Source organism: Humidesulfovibrio sp. (assembly GCF_035560995.1).
In the GTDB taxonomy this organism is placed as follows: Bacteria; Desulfobacterota; Desulfovibrionia; order Desulfovibrionales; family Desulfovibrionaceae; genus Humidesulfovibrio.
This window is the reverse complement of sequence record NZ_DATMYK010000207.1, coordinates 1-19,431: the sequence shown is the minus strand read 5'-3', so window position 1 is coordinate 19,431 and position 19,431 is coordinate 1. Positions and strand designations below refer to the sequence as shown.

General features: G+C 62.8%; 18 protein-coding genes and 1 tRNA gene. 15 read left to right on the top strand and 4 right to left on the bottom strand.

The window, feature by feature from the left end:
- Positions 1–96: 96 nt before the first annotated feature.
- Positions 97–636, bottom strand: coding sequence for an NUDIX domain-containing protein (locus VN419_RS08290; protein WP_325646388.1), 540 nt, complete (start codon positions 634–636; stop codon positions 97–99).
- 73 nt (positions 637–709) lie between these two features.
- Here VN419_RS08290 and rimI point away from each other — a divergent pair, with 73 nt between their 5' ends.
- The 14 genes from rimI (at position 710) to VN419_RS08220 (ending at position 13,449) form a co-directional block, all read left to right on the top strand.
- Positions 710–1,177: a ribosomal protein S18-alanine N-acetyltransferase gene (rimI, locus tag VN419_RS08285; protein ID WP_325646386.1), complete on the top strand. Its 468-nt coding sequence runs from the start codon at positions 710–712 to the stop codon at positions 1,175–1,177.
- 49 nt (positions 1,178–1,226) lie between these two features.
- Positions 1,227–1,979, top strand: coding sequence for a triose-phosphate isomerase (gene tpiA / locus VN419_RS08280; RefSeq protein ID WP_325646384.1), 753 nt, complete (start codon positions 1,227–1,229; stop codon positions 1,977–1,979).
- Positions 1,980–2,011: 32 nt separating this feature from the next.
- Positions 2,012–2,380, top strand: coding sequence for a preprotein translocase subunit SecG (secG, locus tag VN419_RS08275; protein WP_325646382.1), 369 nt, complete (start codon positions 2,012–2,014; stop codon positions 2,378–2,380).
- Between the two features lie 8 nt (positions 2,381–2,388).
- A tRNA-Leu gene (locus VN419_RS08270) sits at positions 2,389–2,475 on the top strand.
- 97 nt (positions 2,476–2,572) lie between these two features.
- Complete coding sequence (locus VN419_RS08265; RefSeq protein WP_325646380.1) at positions 2,573–3,670, top strand: SGNH/GDSL hydrolase family protein; 1,098 nt, start codon at positions 2,573–2,575, stop codon at positions 3,668–3,670.
- 54 nt (positions 3,671–3,724) lie between these two features.
- Positions 3,725–4,663 (top strand): NAD(P)-dependent oxidoreductase, encoded by a 939-nt coding sequence (locus VN419_RS08260; RefSeq protein ID WP_325646378.1) that lies wholly within the window; start codon positions 3,725–3,727, stop codon positions 4,661–4,663.
- A gap of 3 nt (positions 4,664–4,666) precedes the next feature.
- Positions 4,667–5,977: an HAD-IIIA family hydrolase gene (locus VN419_RS08255; RefSeq protein WP_325646376.1), complete on the top strand. Its 1,311-nt coding sequence runs from the start codon at positions 4,667–4,669 to the stop codon at positions 5,975–5,977.
- Positions 5,974–7,041 carry a kinase gene (locus VN419_RS08250; RefSeq protein WP_325646375.1) on the top strand — a complete coding sequence of 356 codons (1,068 nt, stop codon included), beginning with the start codon at positions 5,974–5,976 and terminating at the stop codon, positions 7,039–7,041. The genes VN419_RS08255 and VN419_RS08250 overlap by 4 nt, the downstream gene beginning before the upstream one ends.
- A 3-nt stretch (positions 7,042–7,044) precedes the next feature.
- Complete coding sequence (locus VN419_RS08245) at positions 7,045–8,019, top strand: thiamine pyrophosphate-dependent dehydrogenase E1 component subunit alpha (RefSeq protein ID WP_325646373.1); 975 nt, start codon at positions 7,045–7,047, stop codon at positions 8,017–8,019.
- A 5-nt stretch (positions 8,020–8,024) separates the two neighbouring features.
- Positions 8,025–9,083, top strand: a complete 1,059-nt coding sequence (locus VN419_RS08240) for an alpha-ketoacid dehydrogenase subunit beta (protein WP_325646371.1) — start codon at positions 8,025–8,027, stop codon at positions 9,081–9,083.
- On the top strand, positions 9,080–10,003 hold the full coding sequence (locus VN419_RS08235) for a GDP-L-fucose synthase (protein WP_325646369.1): 924 nt from the start codon (positions 9,080–9,082) through the stop codon (positions 10,001–10,003). The genes VN419_RS08240 and VN419_RS08235 overlap by 4 nt, the downstream gene beginning before the upstream one ends.
- 25 nt (positions 10,004–10,028) lie before the next feature.
- Complete coding sequence (locus tag VN419_RS08230) at positions 10,029–11,204, top strand: DegT/DnrJ/EryC1/StrS aminotransferase family protein (RefSeq protein ID WP_325646367.1); 1,176 nt, start codon at positions 10,029–10,031, stop codon at positions 11,202–11,204.
- Between the two features lie 14 nt (positions 11,205–11,218).
- Positions 11,219–12,697 (top strand): B12-binding domain-containing radical SAM protein, encoded by a 1,479-nt coding sequence (locus tag VN419_RS08225; protein WP_325646365.1) that lies wholly within the window; start codon positions 11,219–11,221, stop codon positions 12,695–12,697.
- A 47-nt stretch (positions 12,698–12,744) separates the two neighbouring features.
- Entirely contained in the window at positions 12,745–13,449 is a 705-nt protein-coding gene (locus VN419_RS08220) for a glycosyltransferase family 2 protein (RefSeq protein WP_325646363.1), read from the top strand.
- A 91-nt stretch (positions 13,450–13,540) separates the two neighbouring features.
- Here the strand turns inward: VN419_RS08220 and VN419_RS08215 are convergent, their stop codons facing one another.
- Positions 13,541–15,862 carry a DUF6044 family protein gene (locus VN419_RS08215; protein ID WP_325646361.1) on the bottom strand — a complete coding sequence of 774 codons (2,322 nt, stop codon included), beginning with the start codon at positions 15,860–15,862 and terminating at the stop codon, positions 13,541–13,543.
- 416 nt (positions 15,863–16,278) lie between these two features.
- On the opposite strand from VN419_RS08215, the gene VN419_RS08210 reads away from it, so the two are divergent.
- Positions 16,279–17,028 (top strand): TVP38/TMEM64 family protein, encoded by a 750-nt coding sequence (locus tag VN419_RS08210; RefSeq protein WP_325646359.1) that lies wholly within the window; start codon positions 16,279–16,281, stop codon positions 17,026–17,028.
- 29 nt (positions 17,029–17,057) lie between these two features.
- Here VN419_RS08210 and VN419_RS08205 read toward each other — a convergent pair whose 3' ends face one another.
- Positions 17,058–17,468: a hypothetical protein gene (locus tag VN419_RS08205; protein WP_325646357.1), complete on the bottom strand. Its 411-nt coding sequence runs from the start codon at positions 17,466–17,468 to the stop codon at positions 17,058–17,060.
- 37 nt (positions 17,469–17,505) lie between these two features.
- Positions 17,506–19,431 (bottom strand): hypothetical protein (locus VN419_RS08200; protein WP_325646355.1); only part of this gene is annotated, 1,926 nt, incomplete at its 5' end.

The window sequence follows — 19,431 nt, the reverse complement described above, 5'->3', positions numbered from 1 at the left end:
GGGTGGGCGTGATGCGCACGCCGGAGCTTTATCGCTTGGGGGGACCGGACATTCTTGTGTCCAACGCCCGGCTCTTTGAGCCCATGCAGGACGTGCTCAGGGCCGCCGCCGCCACAGCCCCTTGATGCTCATGGCCTCGGCCAGCAGCAAAAAGCGCGGCGAGACGAGCTCGCGGAAGTCGCGCAGCAGGCAATCAAGCTCTTCCGGCGAAAAGCTGTATTCGCCCGACTCCCGGTCCTGAGTGGAGGGAGTAGCCCCATCCAGACGGGTAAGGCTGAACACGTGCAGGAATTCATTGTTGTTTTCTGGCTGGGCGGGCAGTTCCAGCACCAGGCGCAGCCGCTCTGCATGTATGCCAAGCTCCGCCTTCAGGGCCCGGCTGGCCGCGTCCTGAAGGGATTCTCCGGCCAGGGCCGGACCGCGCACGGAAACGTCCCAGCGCCCTGGCTTGCCCGCTGGCGTCTTGGGTCGCCTGCGCAGAGCAAGGCGTCCCAATTCGTCGAACAGCAGCACGGCCACCGTGCGATGGCACAGCTTCTGCCGCGCTGCCTCGTTCGCTGGAAGCAGGGCCACCACGCGCCGCGACTGGTCGAGCACTTCCACAAGGGGAGCTGGGGCGGGCTGGACTTCGGGCACGTGCATGCTCCTTTCATTAGGTAAGTGGTCGGCGCGCATGGCGCGGATCAATAAATAGCAGGACAAGGCCCGGATGCAAACAGCGAACTGCGAACTCCTCGGGGTGGACGACATCGGCGGGGTAATGGAGCTTGAGCGCATGTGCTTTCGCACGCGCTGGACCAGGGAGCAATTTCTTCTCGGCCTGGAGCGCCATGCCTTCCGCATCCTGGGCATCCGTCAACGCGGCGTACTGCTGGCCTATGTGGCCTTCTCGCTTATCGCTCAGGAGATGGAGATCATGAACATCGCCACGCACCCGTTTCACCGCCGCAAGGGGCTGGGCAGGCTCTTGCTGGGAGAGGCCATCGCCATCTGCACACGGGAGAACGCCCTGCAGGGTTTCCTGGAAGTGCGGCGCTCTAACACCGGCGCCATTGACCTTTACCGAAAATTCGGGTTTATCGAGGTGGGCACCCGCAAGAACTATTACCCCGATAACAAAGAGGACGCACTGTTGTTCCGGCTGGACTTCCCGGCTGCGGGAGACGGCGCGGAATAAGGAACACAAGCCGGGACGCACGAACGTCTCGACCGCGGAGCACACGGGCATGATCAAACTTTTCGCCGCCAACTGGAAGATGCACAAGACTCAGGCCGAGGCCAAGCAGACTGCCGAGGACTTGGTGCGTCTGTCCGCCGCCCTCCCGCCCGGACGCGAGGTCCTCGTGATTCCTCCGTTCACGGCCCTCTCGGCCACGATGGCAGGGATTGGAGGGGCAGGGCGCTTCCACACCGGGGCGCAGAATTTCTATCCGGCCACGCACGGGGCCTTCACCGGCGAGATTTCGCCCGCCATGTTGCTGGACACCGGTGCGACCTTCGCCCTTACCGGCCATTCTGAGCGCAGGCACGTACTGGGCGAGCTGGACGCCTTTGTCGGCCAGAAGACCGCATTCGGTCTGGCCGCGGGACTCAAGGTTATCCTCTGCGTGGGCGAGAAAATTGAGGAACGCAAGGCCGGACAACTGGCCGAGGTGCTGACGAGGCAGATCCGGCTCGGCCTGGCCGACGTGCCGAAAGATGTGGTCCCTGAGGACATCTCCCTGGCGTACGAACCAGTTTGGGCCATTGGCACCGGGCTGGTCGCCGGTCCGGCGGAGATCCTGGAGGCCCATGTGCTGGTGCGCAAATTGTTGGAGGAAATCTTCGGCGCACCGGCACGCCGGATGCGCATTCTGTATGGCGGAAGCGTGAAGCCTGACAATGCCGCTGAGATCATTGCGCTTGACAATGTCGACGGTGTGCTGGTAGGAGGCGCGAGCTTGAAGGCTGACGACTTCAGCCGCATCGTCCTTGCTTAAAGGACGCACAGGCCACACTCGAGGAGAATACGTTGCAAACCCTTGTTTTGACCATCCATATCCTGACCTGCGTCTTTCTGGTGATCTTCGTGCTCCTGCAGTCCGGTCAGGAGGGAATGGGCGTCATCTTTGGCGGCGGTTCGGGCTCCGTTTTCGGCAGCACCGGTGCTGGCGGTCTGCTCGTGCGCATCACCGGCGTTCTGGCGGCAATTTTTCTCGTCACTTCTCTTGCATACAATGTCTTGACAAAGCCTAGTGCTTTGAGCGATAGTACTTTGATGACGCAGGGCGCGGCTGGAATCACCGCACCTGCTCCGGCGCAAGCCCCGGTCCCCGGTGGCGTCTCCTTCGAGGAGAAGGCTTTGCCCAAGCCGGGCGAGCCCGCAGGGGAGCAGAAGTAAAGATCTTTGCCGAGGTGGTGGAACTGGTAGACACGCTACTTTGAGGTGGTAGTGGGAGAAATCTCATGGGGGTTCGAGTCCCCCCTTCGGCACCAAAAAATACAGGAAGGAGATTGGCCCAGGCTGATCTCCTTTTTTGTTGACTCCAACACCGCGAAGCGTACCCCTGAATGCGCAGACAGGACGTGAGGCATGGCAAAAGATCCGCACGAAAACAGGTTTGAGCGCAATCGCAAGGCCGTGTATGCGGTTGTCTTCAGTCTTGTGGGACTCGTTCTGTTGGGCCTCGCCCTTCTGGCGGTCAAGGTCGTGCGCGACGAGGTGAACAGAGGCTATGAGCGCTTCCTCATCATGCGCGAGCACAGGCCGAGTTCAGACCTTTCCAAGGCGCCTTCCAGGGATCTTCTCGCCGTGGCGGATGGGCTTGAGGACAAGCTCTATCGTTTGCGCGCGGATGAAAACGGTTTCATCAAACCTTCCGCCGTGCATGAGAAGCCGGATGCCTCCGTGGTCTTCCTCGGCGGTTCCACCACGGAATGCCATTTCATGGGCGAGGAGGAGCGTTTTCCATATTTGGTGGGCCGTCAGCTTGAGGCCTCGCTGGGAAAGCGCATAAACAGCTACAATGGCGGCTACGCTGGCAACAACACCCTGCATTGCCTGCTGTTGCTGCAGGGCAAGGTGCTGCCCATGAAGCCCCGTGTCGCGGTGCTCATGGAATGCATCAACGACCTGACCTTTCTTGCCGTTGCCGGGTCTTACTGGAGCCCCAGCGCGACCAGGGGCCTTGTTCAAGACAAACAGTACAATCTGGTTAAGCAATGGATCATCCATAACCTCATCGGACACAAGCCGCCGAGCGCAGCACGCGACGACGAGTTCGCAGACAAGCGCAGCATGGCGCAGAAATTCGAGCCCGAGGCGATCACGCGAAGCTATCGATTGAACCTTGAACATTTCATCTTTATCTGCCGCCAGCACGGCATCACCCCTGTGCTGATGACACAGTTCAACAGGTATCTCGAATCACCTGACGAAAATCTGCTCAGGCAGCTTAAGCCCATGTTCGACAACTGGCACATCACCTACGAGCAGTATCGCACCGGTTACATGGCGCTGAACGATGCCATGCGCGACGTGGCCCGCGAGCAGAAGGTCCAGCTCATTGATCTTGACCGTCTGGTTCCCAAAACAAAAGACTACATGTATGACGTGGTTCACCTGAACGCCAACGGCTCCCGCTTCGTGGCCGATGTCGTGTCGAAGTCCCTGGAACCCGTTCTTCGCTAGTTCGCCACACGCCGCCGGGCCCTGCCCGCGGCAGAAACCATAATGGAGAGACTGATGGCACAGAAAGTTTTCGTCACCGGCGGCGCTGGCTACCTTGGCTCCACCCTGGTGCCCCTGCTTTTGGAAAAAGGCTATGAAGTGACCGTGCTGGACAACCTGATGCACGGGCAGCACGTGCTTTTGGAGTGCTGCGCGTACAAGGGCTTTGAGTTCGTGAAGGGCGACATCTGCGACCACGCGCTCATCAACGGCCTCATCGCCAAGCATGACATCATCATTCCTTTGGCCGCCATCGTCGGTGCGCCGGCCTGCAAGCTGAACCCGACCCTGACCGACATGGTGAACCGCGAGGCGCACCTGAACATGGTCAAGGCCACCAGCAAGGATCAGCTTGTGATCTTCCCCACCACCAATTCCGGTTATGGCATCGGTGAGAAGGACGCCTACTGCACAGAGGAGTCCCCCCTGCGCCCCATCTCGTCCTATGGCGTGACCAAGGTCGAGATCGAGAAGGCCTTCCTGGACAAGGGCAGCGCCATCACCTTCCGCCTGGCCACTGTGTTCGGCATGAGCCCACGCATGCGCATGGACCTGCTGGTGAACGACTTCACCTACCGCGCCTTCAAGGACAAGAGCGTCATCCTGTTCGAAGACCACTTCCGCCGCAATTACATCCACGTGCGCGACGTGGCCAAGGCCTTCATGTTCGGCATGGCCAACTACGACAAGATGAAGGGGCAGGCCTACAATGTCGGCCTTTCCTCCGCCAACCTGACCAAGCGCCAACTGGCCGAGAAGATCAAGCAGTATGTTCCGGACTTCTACATCCATTCCGCGGCCATAGGCGAAGATCCGGACAAGCGCGATTACCTGGTGAGCAATGACAAGATTGAGGGTCTGGGCTGGAGCCCGGACCACAGCCTGGACGACGGCATCGTGGAACTGCTGAAGGGCTATAAGATCCTGAAGCCCAACCGTTTCGCCAACGTCTAGTGCATGCCCGGTTTTGACTCCGTAACGGCGTATATCCTGGCGGGCGGGTTCGGAACCCGCCTCCGCCAGGCCGTGCCCGACCGCCCCAAGGCCTTGGCCGAGATCCTGGGTCGCCCGTACATCTACCATTTGCTCGACGCGCTGGCTGACTTCGGCCTCGCGCGCGTGGTCCTGTGCACAGGACACATGGCACAGATGCTCGAGGATTCCCTCGGTCCCTCATACCGGGGCATGGAGCTTCTGTACTCGCGCGAGGACGAACCCCTGGGCACGGGCGGGGCGCTGAAGCTGGCCCTTTCCCGGCATCCGGCCGAGCTGGCCTTGTGCATCAATGGCGATTCCCTGACCGATGCGAACCTCGCGGAATATCTGCGCTGGTTCGAGATGCGGCAAGAACCCGGCGCGTTGCTGCTGGTGCCCGTGAAGGACGCCGCGCGCTACGGCAGTGTCAGCACGGATATTTCCGGCCGGGTGACGGGCTTTGTGGAAAAGGGCCAGGGCGGTCCGGGCTGGATCAGCGCGGGCGTGTACCTGCTGCACCCGTCCTGTCTGGAGGCCGTGGCTCCCGGCCAATCCGCGTCCATAGAGCAGGACGTGTTCCCGGCCCTGGCCGAGGCCAGCGCTTTGTGCGCCTATCGCGCACAGGCGCGTTTTCTGGATATCGGCACGCCGGAATCCTACGCTTCCGCCGGACGTTTTCTGCTTGGGGACGAGGCTGCGGGCGACAAACTGAGCCCGGCTGTGTTCCTCGACCGCGACGGCACGGTCATCGTGGAAAAGCACTACCTGCATGATCCAGACGGCGTGGAGCTTCTGCCCGGCGCGGCGGAAGGCATGCGCCGCATGGTGGCACTCGGCCTCCGGCTGGTGCTGGTGAGCAACCAGTCCGGTGTGGGACGGGGCTACTTCGGCCGCGACGCGGTAGAGCGGGTGCACGGGCGGCTCATCGAGCTTCTGGCGGCGCAAGGCGTGCGCCTGGACGCTCTGTACATCTGCCCGCACGCGCCGGGCAAGGACGGAGCAGGGGAACCCTGCGGTTGCCGCAAGCCCCTGCCCGGGCTTATCGAACGCGCCAGCCGCGAGCTGGGCCTTGATCCTGCGCGGAGCTTCGTCATCGGCGACAAGCCTTGCGATGTCGATATGGGTCTGGTAGTGAACGCCACGACATTTCTTGTCACCACGGGCTATGGCGCGGCCCATGCCGCAGCAGGCGATTGCCGCCCTCATCACGTCGCGGCCGGGCTTTCCGAGGCCGCCGGCATCATCGAATCCATCCTGGCCGCACGCGCAAGCAGCGGCGTGGAGCACGCATGATCATCTGCAGAACCCCGTTTCGCGTCTCGTTCTTCGGCGGCGGCACCGACTATCCAGGTTGGTACCGGGAGCACGGCGGCCAGGTCTTGTCCACGGCCATAGACAAATTCTGCTACATAACCTTGCGTTACCTGCCGCCTTTTTTCGAGCACAAGATCCGCGCGGTGTACTCGAAGATCGAGCAGTGCCAGAGCCTTGAGGACATCAAACACCCGGCCATCCGCGAAACCCTGCGCTTCATGAATTTTGACCGCAACGTGGAGATCCACCACGACGGCGACCTGCCCGCGCGCAGCGGCATGGGCTCCAGCTCCTCCTTCACTGTGGGGCTTCTGCATGCTTTGTACGCCCTCAAGGGCCAGATGCCCTCCAAGGAACAGCTGGCGCGGGAGAGCATCCAGATCGAACAGGACCTCATCAAGGAAACCGTCGGCTCCCAGGATCAGTGCGCCGCAGCCTACGGTGGGTTCAACCACATCATCTTTCATAAGGACGGCGAGATCGAAGTGCGCCCGCTGACCTTGTCCCGCTCGCGGCTCACCGAACTTTCCGACCATTTGATGCTCTTCTACACGGGCATCATGCGCACGGCCTCGGATGTGGCCGATACCTACGTGGAAAACCTTGGCGCCAAGGAAGCGCTTTTGCGCACCATGCACGGCATGGTGGACGAGGGCATCAAGATTGTGCAGAGCAACCGCTGCATCTGCGGCTTCGGAGAATTGCTGAACGAAGCCTGGAGCGCCAAGCGTTCCCTCAGCCCGAACATCTCCAATGGCGTGGTGGACGATTTTTACGCCCGCGCGCGGGAGAACGGGGCCATCGGCGGCAAGCTCATCGGCGCCGGCGGCGGCGGTTTTCTGCTGCTCTTCGTGCCGCCCTCCGCGCGTGAGCGTGTGCGCGAGGAGCTTTCCGAGCTGCTGCACGTGCCCTTCACCTTCTGCCGCCACGGCAGCCAGATCATCTTCTACGAGCCGCAGAGCGCGGACTACCGCCAAAGCGAGCGCGACCGCAGGAACCGCAGCATCAGCTCCTTCCGCGAGCTGGGCACCCTGAAGGACTAGCCCATGGCCCTGACCAGCGAGACGAAGCTGAAGCTTTTCCGCGGCATGCTGCGCATCCGCCGCGTGCAGGAGCGCATCGAGTCCGAGTACATGAAGGACGAGATGAAGACCCCGGTGCACCTGTACATCGGGCAGGAGGCCATCGCCACGGCCGTGTGCGCCTGCTTGCGCGATGACGACGCCATCAACAGCAACCACCGCAGCCATGGGCACTATCTGGCCAAGGGTGGCGACCTGAAGGCCATGATGGCCGAGCTGTTCTGCAAGAGCACGGGCTGCTCCGGCGGGTACGGCGGCAGCATGCACCTGGTGGATGTGGCCCACGGCAACATGGGCACCAGCGCCATCGTTGGCGGCGGCATCCCCATCGGCACGGGCCAGGGCCTGGCTTTCCAGATGCAGCGCCTGGACCGCGTGAGTGCGGTGTTCTTCGGCGACGGTGCGGCCGATGAGGGCACGCTGTACGAATCCGTGAACTTCGCCATGCTTAAAAAACTGCCGGTGGTCTACGTGCTGGAGAACAACGGCTGGGCCGTGTGTTCGCCCACGGCCACGCGCCACTGCGCGGACAACGTGTTCCACAAGGGCGCGGACCCGGAGCTTTTGTTCACGGCCAAGCTGGATGGCAATGATCCGGAAGCCGTGCTTGAGGCTGCACAAAAAGCAGTGGCGCGTGCCCGGGCCGGGCAAGGTCCCTCGTTCATCGAGTGCGTGACCTACCGCATTTTGGGCCACGCCGGCTGCTGGCAGCAGGATCCCAAGGGCTACCGTGATCCGGAGGAGATCAAGGCCTGGCAGGAACGCTGCCCGGTGTGCGCCTACCAGCGCAAGTTGCTGGCCGAGGGGGTGCTCTCGACTGAGGTCCTGGCCGGGCTTGAGGCCGATATCGCCGCCGAAATCGACGCGGCCTTTGAATTCGCACGGCAAAGCCCGCTGCCCACGGCGGACGACCTGCACAACCATCTTTTCTGCGAGTAGCCGCCATGCCCTGGTCACGCATCAAACCGGACACCAACGAGCCGGATTTCCTCGCCAACGGACAGCCGGAAAGCCCGGACAGCCGCCGCGTCAGCTACGCCGAGGCCATCAACGAGGCCCTTTCCCAGGCCCTTTCCCTTGACCCGCGCGTGTTCGTCATGGGCCAGGGGGTCGATGACCCCTCGGGCATGTTCGGCGCAACGCGCGGCCTTCATTTGAAATACGGCTCAGAGCGCGTATTCGATACGCCCCTGGCCGAGACGGCGCTCTCCGGCGTGGCCGTGGGGGCGGCCCTTGGCGGCATGCGTCCGGTGTATTTCCACAACCGCCCGGACTTTTTGCTTCTGGCCATGGACCAGCTGGTAAACCACGCGGCCAAGTGGCACTACATGTTCGGCGGAACCTCCTGCGTGCCGCTGGTGTTCTGGGCTTGCGTGGGCCGGGGCTGGGGCTCCGCCGCGCAGCATTCCCAGGCCTTGCAGGGTCTGTTCAACCACGTGCCGGGCCTGAAGCTCATCATGCCCGCCACCTGCTTCGACGCCAAGGGGCTGATGCTCGCGGCCATCGCGGACAACAATCCCGTGCTCATCATCGATCATCGCATGAACTTCAAGCAGCGCGGCATCGTTCCGCCGGAGCCATACACCGTGCCCATCGGCAAGGGCGTCATCCGCCGCGCGGGCAAGGACGTCACCGTGGTGGCCCTTTCGCACCTGGTGGCCGATTCCTTCGCCGCCGCCCAGGAGCTTGCGGCCGAGGAAGGCATCGAGGCCGAGGTCCTCGACCCGCGCACCCTGCGACCGCTGGACGAGGAGCTGATCCTGTCCTCCGTGGCGCGCACCGGCCGCCTGGTGGTGACGGACACCGGCTGGAAGACCGGCGGCGTGACGGCGGAAATTGCCGCCATGGTTGCGGAAAAAGGCTTCGCCAGCCTCAAGGCGCCCATCGTGCGCGTGTGCAACCCGGACCTGCCCACGCCCAGCGGCTACACTCTGGAGCGCGCCTACTACATCGGCAAGGACGAGATCAAGGCAGGTATCGTGAAGGCGGTGCGCGGGGCATGAGCACGCCGAAAATCTTTGTGGCCGGTGGCGGCAAGGCCCTTGGAAGCGCCATTCTGCGGGCCTTTGAGGCGGCGGGGCAGGGCGTTTTCGCCGGACGCGGCGCACAGGAGCCTGATCTGCGCGATCAGGCGGACGTGGACGCGTTCTTCGACGCGGAAAAGCCCGACTGGGTGGTCTACGCCGCAGGCAAGGCCGGGGGCATCGGCCTGAACCGCCGCGCGCCGGCTGACCTGATCCTGGACAACCTGCTCTGCGCCACCCACGTCCTCCATGCGGCCCAGCGCACGGGCGCGAAGAAGCTGCTCTATCTGGCCAGTTCCTGCGTGTACCCCAAGGACGCCGTCCAACCCATCCGCGAGGACAGCATGTACACGGGCCCGCTGGAGCCCACGAACCTGGCCTACGCCTCGGCCAAGCTGGCGGGGTTGGAGCTGTGCCGGGCCATGCGCCAGCAGCACGGGCTTGATTTCAACATCGCGGTGCCCACCAACTATTTCGGCCCGGGCGACGACTTCAGCCCGGAGAACTCCCACGTGGTGGGTGCGCTCATGGCGCGCATGCGCGAGGCCAAGGCCACGGGCGAGGCCTCCCTGTCCATCTGGGGCACGGGCAAGGCCCGGCGCGAATTTCTGTACGTGGACGACGTGGCCGACGCGGCCGTGTTCCTCATGCTGGAGCACAGCTGGGAGGGGCCGCTGAACATCGGCTCCGGTTCGGCCGTGTCCATTGCCGAGCTGGCGGAGATGCTGCAAGGGGTTACCGGCTTTTCCGGGCGGCTGGAGTATGACGTGTCCAAGCCCGACGGCATGCCGGTGAAGGTGCTGGATTCCTCGCGCCTGGCCGGGCTTGGCTGGTCGCCCAAAGTTGATTTCGCCCAGGGCCTGCGCAGAACCTATGACTGGTACCTGAGCCAGAAATAATCGCAAACATACCGGAGAAATAGCCATGGGTTTCAAGTGGCCGTTGATGGAAGACAATGTGACCCGTCAGGACCTGGACGTGCTCATCGAATTTTTGCAGGGCATGCCGCGCCTTACCCAGTCCGCCAACGTGCGCGCCCTGGAGCAGGAATGGTCCCAGTGGCTTGGCGTAAAGCACAGCGTGTTCGTGAACTCAGGGGCCTCGGCCAACCTCATCACCATGGGTGCGTTGAAGCACCTGTACGGTGGGGGTGAGGTCATCGTGCCCACCCTCACCTGGGTGTCGGACATCGCATCCGTGCTGCAGAACGGCTTCACGCCCGTGTTCGTGGACATCAATCCGCGCAACCTGTGCATGGACGAGCCCCAGGTCATCGCCAAGCTGAACGAGAACACCCGCGCGGTGTTTCTGACCTACGTGCAGGGTTTCAACGGCCTGTCCGACCGGCTGCTGGCCGAGCTGGAAAAGCGCAACATCCCGCTCATCGAGGACGTATGCGAGTCCCACGGGGCCACCTTCAGGGACCGGCGCCTGGGCTCCTTCGGTCTGGCCTCGAACTTCTCCTTTTATTTTGCCCACCACATGAGCACCGTCGAGGGCGGCATGGTCTGCACTAACGACGACGCCTTTTACGACGCCATCCGCATGTTCCGCTCCCATGGCATGGTGCGCGAGGCCGAGAGCCCGGAGCTGCGCGCGCGCTACGCGGCGGAGAACCCGGAACTCTCGCCGGACTTCATCTTCGCCTTCCCGGCCTTCAACGTGCGCAGTACGGAAATCAACGCCGTGCTGGGCAGAAGCCAGCTGAAGCGCCTGGATTCCTGCAACCAGCGCCGCCGCGAGAACTTCGAGCTGTTTCTCAAGCACATCGATCCGGTGAAGTACCGCACGGACTTCGACCTCGAGGGCAGCTGCAACTACGCCTTCAACCTGGTGCTGAACAAGCCCGACGTGGGCTTGCGCGAACGCCTGGAAAACAAGATGCGCGAGAGCGGCATCGAGTTCCGGCGCGGCAGCGCGGGCGGCGGCAACCAGCTGCGCCAGCACTATCTGAAGGGCATTGTGCCCGACGGCTGCTGGAAGGACTTCCCGGAAGTGGAGCACATCCACTTCTTCGCCTATTACATCGGCAACTACCCGACCCTGGAGGCCGAGCGCATCGTGGAGCTCTGCCAAGTGCTGAACTCGGTGGAAGGGTAGGGGGCAGGGGAGCCATGCCATCGCGCAGACCAGACGTCCTGTTCATCAAGCCCGGCAGCCAGAAGCAGCTCTACGGCAGCCTGTCGGACTATGATCTGACGGCCATCGAGCCGCCGTTGTGGGCGGGCATCCTTGGTGGTTATCTGCGCGGCCTAGGCTATGGCGTGGAAATCCTGGACGCCGAAACAGACGGCCTGGGCTGGAACGAGGTGGCGCAGGCCGCTGTGGACCGCGGCGCGCTGCTGACCGTGGTCATGGCCTCCGGCCACAACCCGTCCGCTTCGACCATGAACATGACCGGCGTGGGCGCCATCGCCCGGCGCATCAAGGAACTGGCCCCGCAGGCGGCGCTTGCGCTCACGGGGTTGCACCTCAGCGCCCTGCCGGAACGCAGCCTTCGTGAGGAAGCGGCCGACTTCGTCATCCAAGGCGAGGGCCTGCGCACCCTCCCGCCGCTCATCGACGCGCTCAAGGCCAAGGCCGACGCCTTTGCGGGCATCCCCGGCCTGTGGTGGCGGCAAGACGGGCACATCATGCCCGGAATCATGCCGGAAATGTGGAAGGATCTGGACACACTGCCCATGCCCGCCTGGGACCTTTTGCCCATGGAGCGCTACCGGGCGCACAACTGGCATTGCTTCGACGACGTGACCCGCCGCCAGCCCTATGCCACGCTGTACACCAGCCTGGGTTGCCCGTACCAGTGCTCGTTCTGCTGCATCAACGCGCTCTTCGGCGAGCATCGCCTGCGCTCGCGCGGGGTGGATTCCGTGCTGGCGGAGATCGATTTTCTGGTCAACACCTACGGCGTGCGCAACATCAAGATCATGGACGAGCTCTTCGCTGTAAACGAAAAGCGCGTGCTGGAGCTGTGCGGCAAGATCGCCAGCCGCGGCTACGACCTGAACTTCTGGGCTTATGCGCGGGTGAACACGGTTTCCGAGCGCATGCTCGAAGCCATGAAAAAGGCCGGGGTCAACTGGATCGCCTACGGCTTCGAGTCCGGCAGCAAGCGCGTCATCGAGGACGTGACCAAGGGCTACCAGTTGGACAAGGTGCTGCGCGTGGCCCAAATGACCTACGACCAAGGCCAGCACATCTGCGCCAATTTCATCTTCGGCCTGCCGGAGGACGACTACGACTCCATGCAGGAGACCAATGCCCTCATGCAGGAGATCAACGCCGAGTGGGCGAACATCTATTCCGCCATGGCCTACCCAGGCTCCAAACTCTACGACGACGCCGTGGCGCAGGGCCTGCCGCTTCCCGCGACCTGGAACGGCTTCTCGCAGTACAGCCGCGATTGCCTGCCCCTGCCCACGAAGTATCTTTCCGGTGGCCAGGTGTTGGCCTTCCGCGACTACGCCTTTGACGCCTACTACAAGAATCCGCGCTACCTGAACATGATCCGCAGCAAGTTCGGCGAAGACACCATGCGCCATATTGTGAAAATGGCGGAAAAGACGCTGGACAGAGACAACGCGGTCATATAGTTTCCCACCGCCCGACCGGGCAGCCACTTCCTCCGAGAGAGCCCCCAATGAAGACGACGCTTCTGGTCATGACCTTGAATGAAATCGAAGGCATGAAGGCCATCATGCCGAGCATCAAGCCCGATTGGGTGGACCAGATCATCGTGGTCGACGGCGGCTCCACGGACGGCACCATCGAATGGTCGCGCGAGCAGGGCTATCAGGTGTACGTGCAGAAGAAACGCGGGTTCCGCCACGCGTACGAAGAAGTCATGCCCCTGGTCGAGGGCGACGTGATCATCACTTTCAGCCCGGACGGCAACTCCGTGGCAGAACTCCTGCCCGACCTCATCAATAAGATGAAGGAAGGCTACGACATGGTCATCGCCTCGCGCTACCTCGGCCCGGCCAAGAGCGCGGACGACGACATCGTAACGGCCTTCGGCAACTGGCTGTTCACTCGTACTGTGAATCTGCTGCACGGCGGACATTACACCGACGTCATGGTCATCTACCGCGCCTACAAGAAGCAGCTGGTGTACGACCTGGACCTCTTGGGCGACGCGGCCTACGCCTTGCCGGAAAAACTCTTCGGCACCAAGATCAGCTGGGAGCCGCTTCTTTCCTGCCGCGCGGCCAAACGCAAGCTCAAGATTGCCGAGATTCCCGGCGACGAACCCCCACGCATCGGCGGCGAGCGTAAACTGCAGGTACTGCGCTGGGGCGCGGCCTACTACTTCCAGTTCCTGCGCGAAGTGGTCTGGTGGAAGTAGAGCTGACCCAAACACATTTCACAGCATGTTCAAACGGCCGCCCTGGTGACAAGGCGGCCGTTTTGCTTTTTGGCAAAGAGAAGCAGGGGAATCAAAAACGGCGCAGCAGGTTCCTTGTCCAGCAGGCCACCAGCACGCCAAGGGCCGGGATTGTGGCCAGGGCGTAGGCGAAGCTCTCCGCCTGCGGTCCTTTGTGCTTGTTCATGATGAAGAGGCCAAAGGCCAAGGCCCAGACCAACGCCGCGGCACAACCGGAAAGCAGGGCGGTCCGCCAGGACAGGTGGATTAGGCCGAACGGTTGCGCATCCGGCGCGGCGGCCAAAGACGTCTCTTGCCCGCGCCCCCAAAGCACGCCGATGAACATGAGCCCCAGGCCAAGCAGCGAGGCCAGATTGAGCCGCCAGATGAGCGGGTTCGAGTAGGTCAGCTCCAGATGGAAGGGGCCGGGCTGCTCGATGGCGTAGCCCTGCCAAGCGTTGTTGACGCGGAAGGACTGTATTTTCAGGCCATCCGGACCAATGGCCGTCCAGTGCGGGTCGAAGTTGTTGGCCGCAACGAGCACGCAAGGCCGCGCGGCCGTGCCTTCCATCACGATGCGGTCCGGCGACCAGGAGCTGATGCGCACCTCTCCAAGGGGGGCTGCTCCGGGCTGCGTTTCAGGTTGAAGACCCAGCCATTCCGCCGCGCCTTCTCCCATATCTTCCCGCGCGACGAATACGCGCCGGTGCAATGCCGTCATGTCCGACTGCGCCAGGGCCTGCAACGCTTCGTCCCGCGTTTCCTGAATCTGCGGCGTGGCAAGATACACGCGGGGCAGAGTGTCCTTAAGTGTATATATGTGTAGCGGAAGGCTGTAGCGATCGCGCAATTTGTTACCAAAAGGGCCGCCAAATCGCGCAAGAAGTGGCGTTTCATCCCCGTAACCAGCAGAAATCGTATGCGACTCGGCTACGGCGTCCATTCCCGCCATCTCGCGCGAGGCGATGACATGGGTCACGTTCATGGCCCGCAGGGCGTCCCAATTGAAGTCCGCCACGGAACGCGTCGGGGCTTTGTCCAGAACCCAGGACCGCTGATCCAGGTCGATCTGAAGACGCGTGAGGTACAACTGCCGCCAGAGGTTATCGAAAGCCTGCAATTGCGATGGCTTGGAGAATTGAGGTCGGATGGCCTCACGCACCAATTCCTTATAGTACTTGTTGAACAATGGCGATTTGCCACCCACGGTATCCAAGCCAAGATTCTGTGCCACTGCGGGATGCACGTCCACGCAGGCCACGCGGAAGGGCTCTTTCGCTCCGGTGGCGGCAAGTTGGGAAAGATCCTTGTGCCCAAGCATCCCCTGTGCATATGGCGCGAACATGCCACTCGTCATGTTCTGCTGGCGCACCAGCATGGCCGCGGCCGCTAGGCAGACGACCAGAGCGATTGCCCAGCGCCTGCCGCTCTTGTCCCGGACGGGGGCGCCACTTTGCATGCTGATGCGCATCAGCGCCACTCCGGCCAGGGCCGCACCAAAGATGCATATGTAAACCAGTACCTTGTGCGCGGCACCAAAAAGCGGCAACAGCGCCACCACACCTATTCCCCAATACCAGTGCGTGCGCTTGCCCGACACCGCGAGCACCTCCAACACCTGGGCGACGATAATGGCGCTGACGATGCCCAGGCAGTTGGCGAACATGAACAAGTCCATCTTGAGCAGGAAACTGCCCTGAAACAAGCCCTTGAGGTCGCTGGTGAAGACACCGGCTACCACAAGCATGGCCAGAAGGAAGGCATACGAGATGCGCAGGTTGCGGCGCGACAAGAACGGCAAGCCCAAGAGCAGCAGTGCGATGAGCTGCTGATCGGCCAGGCGGCCGCGCAGCCAGGAGAAGAAGTCGACCAGAGCCATGAGCAGGCCTGGATACCGGAAATCCCACTCACGTTGGGTATAGGGGATGTAAAGAAACAGGCTCGCAATGGACGGGAGGTAGAGCAGCACGTAGGCGGTCCAGATGAGGAACACCCCGGCCACCTGGCGGCGGAAATCCGGCAGGTGGCGGCCAAGAAGCAGCACCAGCGCCAGATGCAGCACCGGGAAATGCGGCAGCGTGAGTACCGGAAAGGAGAGCAGGCTCATGAGGGCGATGAGGCTTGCGGCCTTGAGCTTGGTCCGCCGGGTGCTGCCGCGCCGGAAGAGTTCCACGCACCACACGAACACGGCCGGGAAGGCATAGGACATAACGAAATGCACATTCCCGCTGATCCAGGTAAGGGATACCAGGGAGGCCACCAGCAGGGCCATGCGGCGCGAGGTGCCGAGCAGAAGGGGCAGGAAACGGTACAGGCCGTATCCCGCAAGGAACATCTGCCCGCAGTTCCAGAGGAGCGAAAGTGTCCACAGGGGCAGGGTGCCGGCCAGCAGCACGGCCGGGTGCCAGGGCGGGTGCTGGCCCACGAAGCTGGGCACGCCGCCCGCGTGGAAGGGGTACCAGCTGAAGGGGCCGTACTGGGTCCACAGCCGCCACATGGATTGGAAATGCGCGAAGTGAACTTCCAGGCTGTCATAAATGTCGATGCTGGCCAGGGGCCCCAGGAGAATCTTGTCGGCGTAGCACAGCAGGGCCAGTGAAAGCAGAAGCAGCACGTCACGCCGCGCGGGCTGGAAAGAAAGCTGTTGTGTGGGCATCAGACCTGAACCCCGGAAAGATTGTGCGGTGCGTCGCGCCTGGGCATCTCCAGGCTTTACGAGCCAGACGCTGTTGGTATAGGACTACGACGGCAATCGCAACCGGCCGACGCACGCGCGCGGCCCTTCGTGCAACTCCCCAGCGACAGGACCAGATGGCCGCCACGCTCCCCACCGTTCAGGAAAAGAAACGGCAGACCGGTTTTGGTGCCGCGCAACGCGTGGTGCTCATTGTGCTGTTCGCAGTGTTCGCCTGCTTGGCCTGGCGTCTGTGGGACCAGAACATGCTGACCTCAAGCGGCGTCGTCGAGGCGGTGCGCAGCCACCCTGTGCTGGCGCCGCTGGCTTTCATCGGCATTTACGCTTTGGCCATGCTGTTCATGCTGCCCACCCTGCCGCTGAATCTCGGCGCGGGTTTTCTCTGGGGCGCAGCCTTCGGCGCCGTCTACGCGCTGCTTGGCAGCACCATGGGCGCCATACTGGCTTTCGTCTTCGCTCGTTCGGCCTTTGGCCAGCCCTTTGCGCGCGGGTTCAACTCCCCGCTTCTGCAACGCATCAGCGCCAGCCTGGAAAGGGGGCAGTGGAAGGCCGTGGCCTTTGTGCGGCTGAACCCCGCCGTGCCCACCAGCGTGGTCAACTTTCTGCTCGGACTCACGTCCCTGCGGCTGTGGACCTACGCCTGGGGCACCTTCGTGTTTTCCTCTCCGCTGTGCCTCGTCTTCTCGTATCTGGGTCAGCAGACCGGCGGCTTCATGCTCGACGGCGACACCGGGCGTCTTGTGCGCCTGGTGGCCGTGACTCTGGGCTTCGGGCTCTTTCTCATGGCGGGCAAGCATGTGCTCAGCCGGGGCAAAGGCCAGCCCGCCGCTGCGGAATCCGATCCGGACAACGGCGGGCAGGCCTAGCCTTCGTTCTCTTCTTGTCTTGAGCTAGCCTAGCAGGCCTGCAGCCGCTGGCATTTCTTCGTGATCATCTCCGGGTGCTGGTCCACGCAGGCCAGCAGGTCCTCGTAAATCTGCTGCACGGTTGCCGTGGGCACGTTCTCGGCCATGTAGATGATGGGCGAGTCCGCCTCGAACAGCGGCCACCAAGACTTGTCCTCCAGGTGCTGCCAGGCTCCGCGCCTGCCATGAGCGAACACGCCGTGCTTGCTCTGGACCGTCACCTGGAAGGCCTCGTAGCCCATGACGTCGTCCAGCAGGGCCTCTGGCGTGGAAGCGTGCAAAGCGCTGGCCTGCACGGAGAAGAAGAACACCTCGCTGATCTCGATATCCTGAAACCAGCGTTCGCCGGTCTCGTCATTTCTCATGTCATCCTTGAGCAAAGTGCGGAAATCCTCGGCCATGTTGGTCTCCTGGGTGGATCGGTGCGTGTCGTGTGGTCTAGAAGGGATAAACAGGCTCGCCGGATTCCTTGGTGGCGGGCTTGCCGGTCTTGTTCTCCAGAGCGCTCAGGCGGTTCTTGGCCGCTTCCTGTGCTTCTTTGGTGTCCGCCGTGGCGATGACGGACTTGAGCAGCTTCTTGGCCGTCTCGTAATTGCCCTTGATCTCATAGATCATGGCCGAACGGTACATGGCCACGGTGGGCCACATGGGCTCTTGCGGGTACTGGTAGGCCAGGCGCAGGTAATAGTCGAGGGCGGCGTCGTAGTTTTTGAGGGAATGTTCGCCTTCGCCAAGCCAGAACAGGATCTCCGCCTGCAGGGGCCGGGGCATCTTGTCGCGCTGGTCCCAAAGGATCTGGAGCTGCTTGCGGCCGCCCTCGAAGTCGCCCTTGAGCTGCAGGAAGGTGGCGATGTCCAGGCGGGCCTTGGGATCCATATCCGAGCCGAAGCCGAGCATTTCCTGATAGGTGGCCAAGGCCTGCTCGTCCTTGCCGGAGTCCCGCTCCATCTTGGCCTTCAGACTCAGGCGGGAGATACTGCGTTTTTTGTCAGTCGACAACGTAGACATGCGTCCCAGGTAAGCCTCTGCCAGTTGGAAGGAGCGGTTTTCCACAGCCTTCTGCGTCAGGTAGATCAAACAGTCGTACCCGTACCCGGTATCAGGGAACAGGAAGGCCGAGCGGCGGGCCAGCTCGGAACCCGGACCGGCGGCCCAGCGGGCCTGCCAGTCAGAGAGCACCAACAGCCGATCAAGCGGCCATATCTTGTTGACATTGCTGCCCTTGCCAACCTCGATCTTGGTCCAGAACGGTGCTTCTCCCGCCAGGGGCGTGCCCGTGCCGCCAGCGGCCAGCAGGGCGGAGAGGGCAGGGGAGAGCTTGGCCGCCGCGCCGATCTCCTGGGGCAGCAGGGTCTTCATGTCCTCCTGGAACATGAGTCCGCCCGCCACGCGCAGGCAGATGGGCAGCTTGCGCTTGTCCAAGCCGTTCCAAATCTCATGGGCCGCCTCCACATTGCCGTCCTCCAGAGTGAGGATGAACTTGAGGGAGCGCAGGAGACGCGACATTTCGTCGGAAAGAAGCAGGGATTGCAATTCCTTGTTCACGGCCTCCTGGGCTTCGTCCTTGGAAAGCTGCGTCAGGTTGGTCTTGAACTTGGTCCAGGAGGCGGCGTTGCTGCCCAGCAGCCATTCCTCGCGGCTGCTGGCATAGGGGGCCAGCAGGTTGGCGTTCCAGAAGCCCGCGGCCTTGGCATAGCCGGAGGCGTTGAGCGCCTTGGCCTCCGGAGATTTTCCACTGGCCAGGAAGGTCAGCAGGCCGGACCAGAAGTCGCGCAGGGCGGGTGTGGAGATCTCAGCCAGGAAGCCCTTGGCTCTGGCGTAGTCCTCCAGGCTGGCCGCGGCCACGGCCTGGGCGATGAGCTGGCGGTCGACCGCGCTGACGGCAAGCACGCCGTCCTTGGCGGACTTTTCAGCCTTGGCCGGGGCGGGCGTCTCATCGCCGGTGGCCATTGTCAGGGCTTCCTTGGACTTAAGCCAGAAATTTTCCTGTCCCCAGGCGGTCTCGGCCTGTTCCTGCAGGGTGCGCAGGGTCTGTTCAAGGGCATCGCGAGAGGCGGAAGGGTTGCCCACAAAGGCCCAGAACTGCCTGCGCCACACGTCGATCCACAGGGCGTCGAGGCCTTGCTCAGCTGCGAACTTGGCCTTGAGCTGCTTGGCGTCCATGAGCTTGGCCGCGTGGCTATACCAGACAACGGCCTTGTAGGGATCACCCAGGGCGCGGAAGGCGTGGCCGCCAACCCACAGGCGCTGCGTCTCAAGTGCTTTGTCCTCGTAGGGCGGCTGGGCCTCGATGAGGGCAAGGGCCTGCTGTGGGGCGCCCTGAAGCAACTGTGCCTCGGCGCGCTTGATGGTCGAGGCGCCGGA

Coding starts and splice junctions, on each gene's coding strand:
- VN419_RS08205 (WP_325646357.1), bottom strand. CDS start 17,468: ATGGCCGAGGATTTCCGCACTTTGCTCAAGGATGACATGAGAAATGAC.
- VN419_RS08260 (WP_325646378.1), top strand. CDS start 3,725: ATGGCACAGAAAGTTTTCGTCACCGGCGGCGCTGGCTACCTTGGCTCC.
- VN419_RS08250 (WP_325646375.1), top strand. CDS start 5,974: ATGATCATCTGCAGAACCCCGTTTCGCGTCTCGTTCTTCGGCGGCGGC.
- VN419_RS08225 (WP_325646365.1), top strand. CDS start 11,219: ATGCCATCGCGCAGACCAGACGTCCTGTTCATCAAGCCCGGCAGCCAG.
- VN419_RS08235 (WP_325646369.1), top strand. CDS start 9,080: ATGAGCACGCCGAAAATCTTTGTGGCCGGTGGCGGCAAGGCCCTTGGA.
- rimI (WP_325646386.1), top strand. CDS start 710: ATGCAAACAGCGAACTGCGAACTCCTCGGGGTGGACGACATCGGCGGG.
- VN419_RS08255 (WP_325646376.1), top strand. CDS start 4,667: ATGCCCGGTTTTGACTCCGTAACGGCGTATATCCTGGCGGGCGGGTTC.
- VN419_RS08220 (WP_325646363.1), top strand. CDS start 12,745: ATGAAGACGACGCTTCTGGTCATGACCTTGAATGAAATCGAAGGCATG.
- VN419_RS08210 (WP_325646359.1), top strand. CDS start 16,279: ATGGCCGCCACGCTCCCCACCGTTCAGGAAAAGAAACGGCAGACCGGT.
- tpiA (WP_325646384.1), top strand. CDS start 1,227: ATGATCAAACTTTTCGCCGCCAACTGGAAGATGCACAAGACTCAGGCC.
- VN419_RS08265 (WP_325646380.1), top strand. CDS start 2,573: ATGGCAAAAGATCCGCACGAAAACAGGTTTGAGCGCAATCGCAAGGCC.
- VN419_RS08245 (WP_325646373.1), top strand. CDS start 7,045: ATGGCCCTGACCAGCGAGACGAAGCTGAAGCTTTTCCGCGGCATGCTG.
- VN419_RS08240 (WP_325646371.1), top strand. CDS start 8,025: ATGCCCTGGTCACGCATCAAACCGGACACCAACGAGCCGGATTTCCTC.
- VN419_RS08230 (WP_325646367.1), top strand. CDS start 10,029: ATGGGTTTCAAGTGGCCGTTGATGGAAGACAATGTGACCCGTCAGGAC.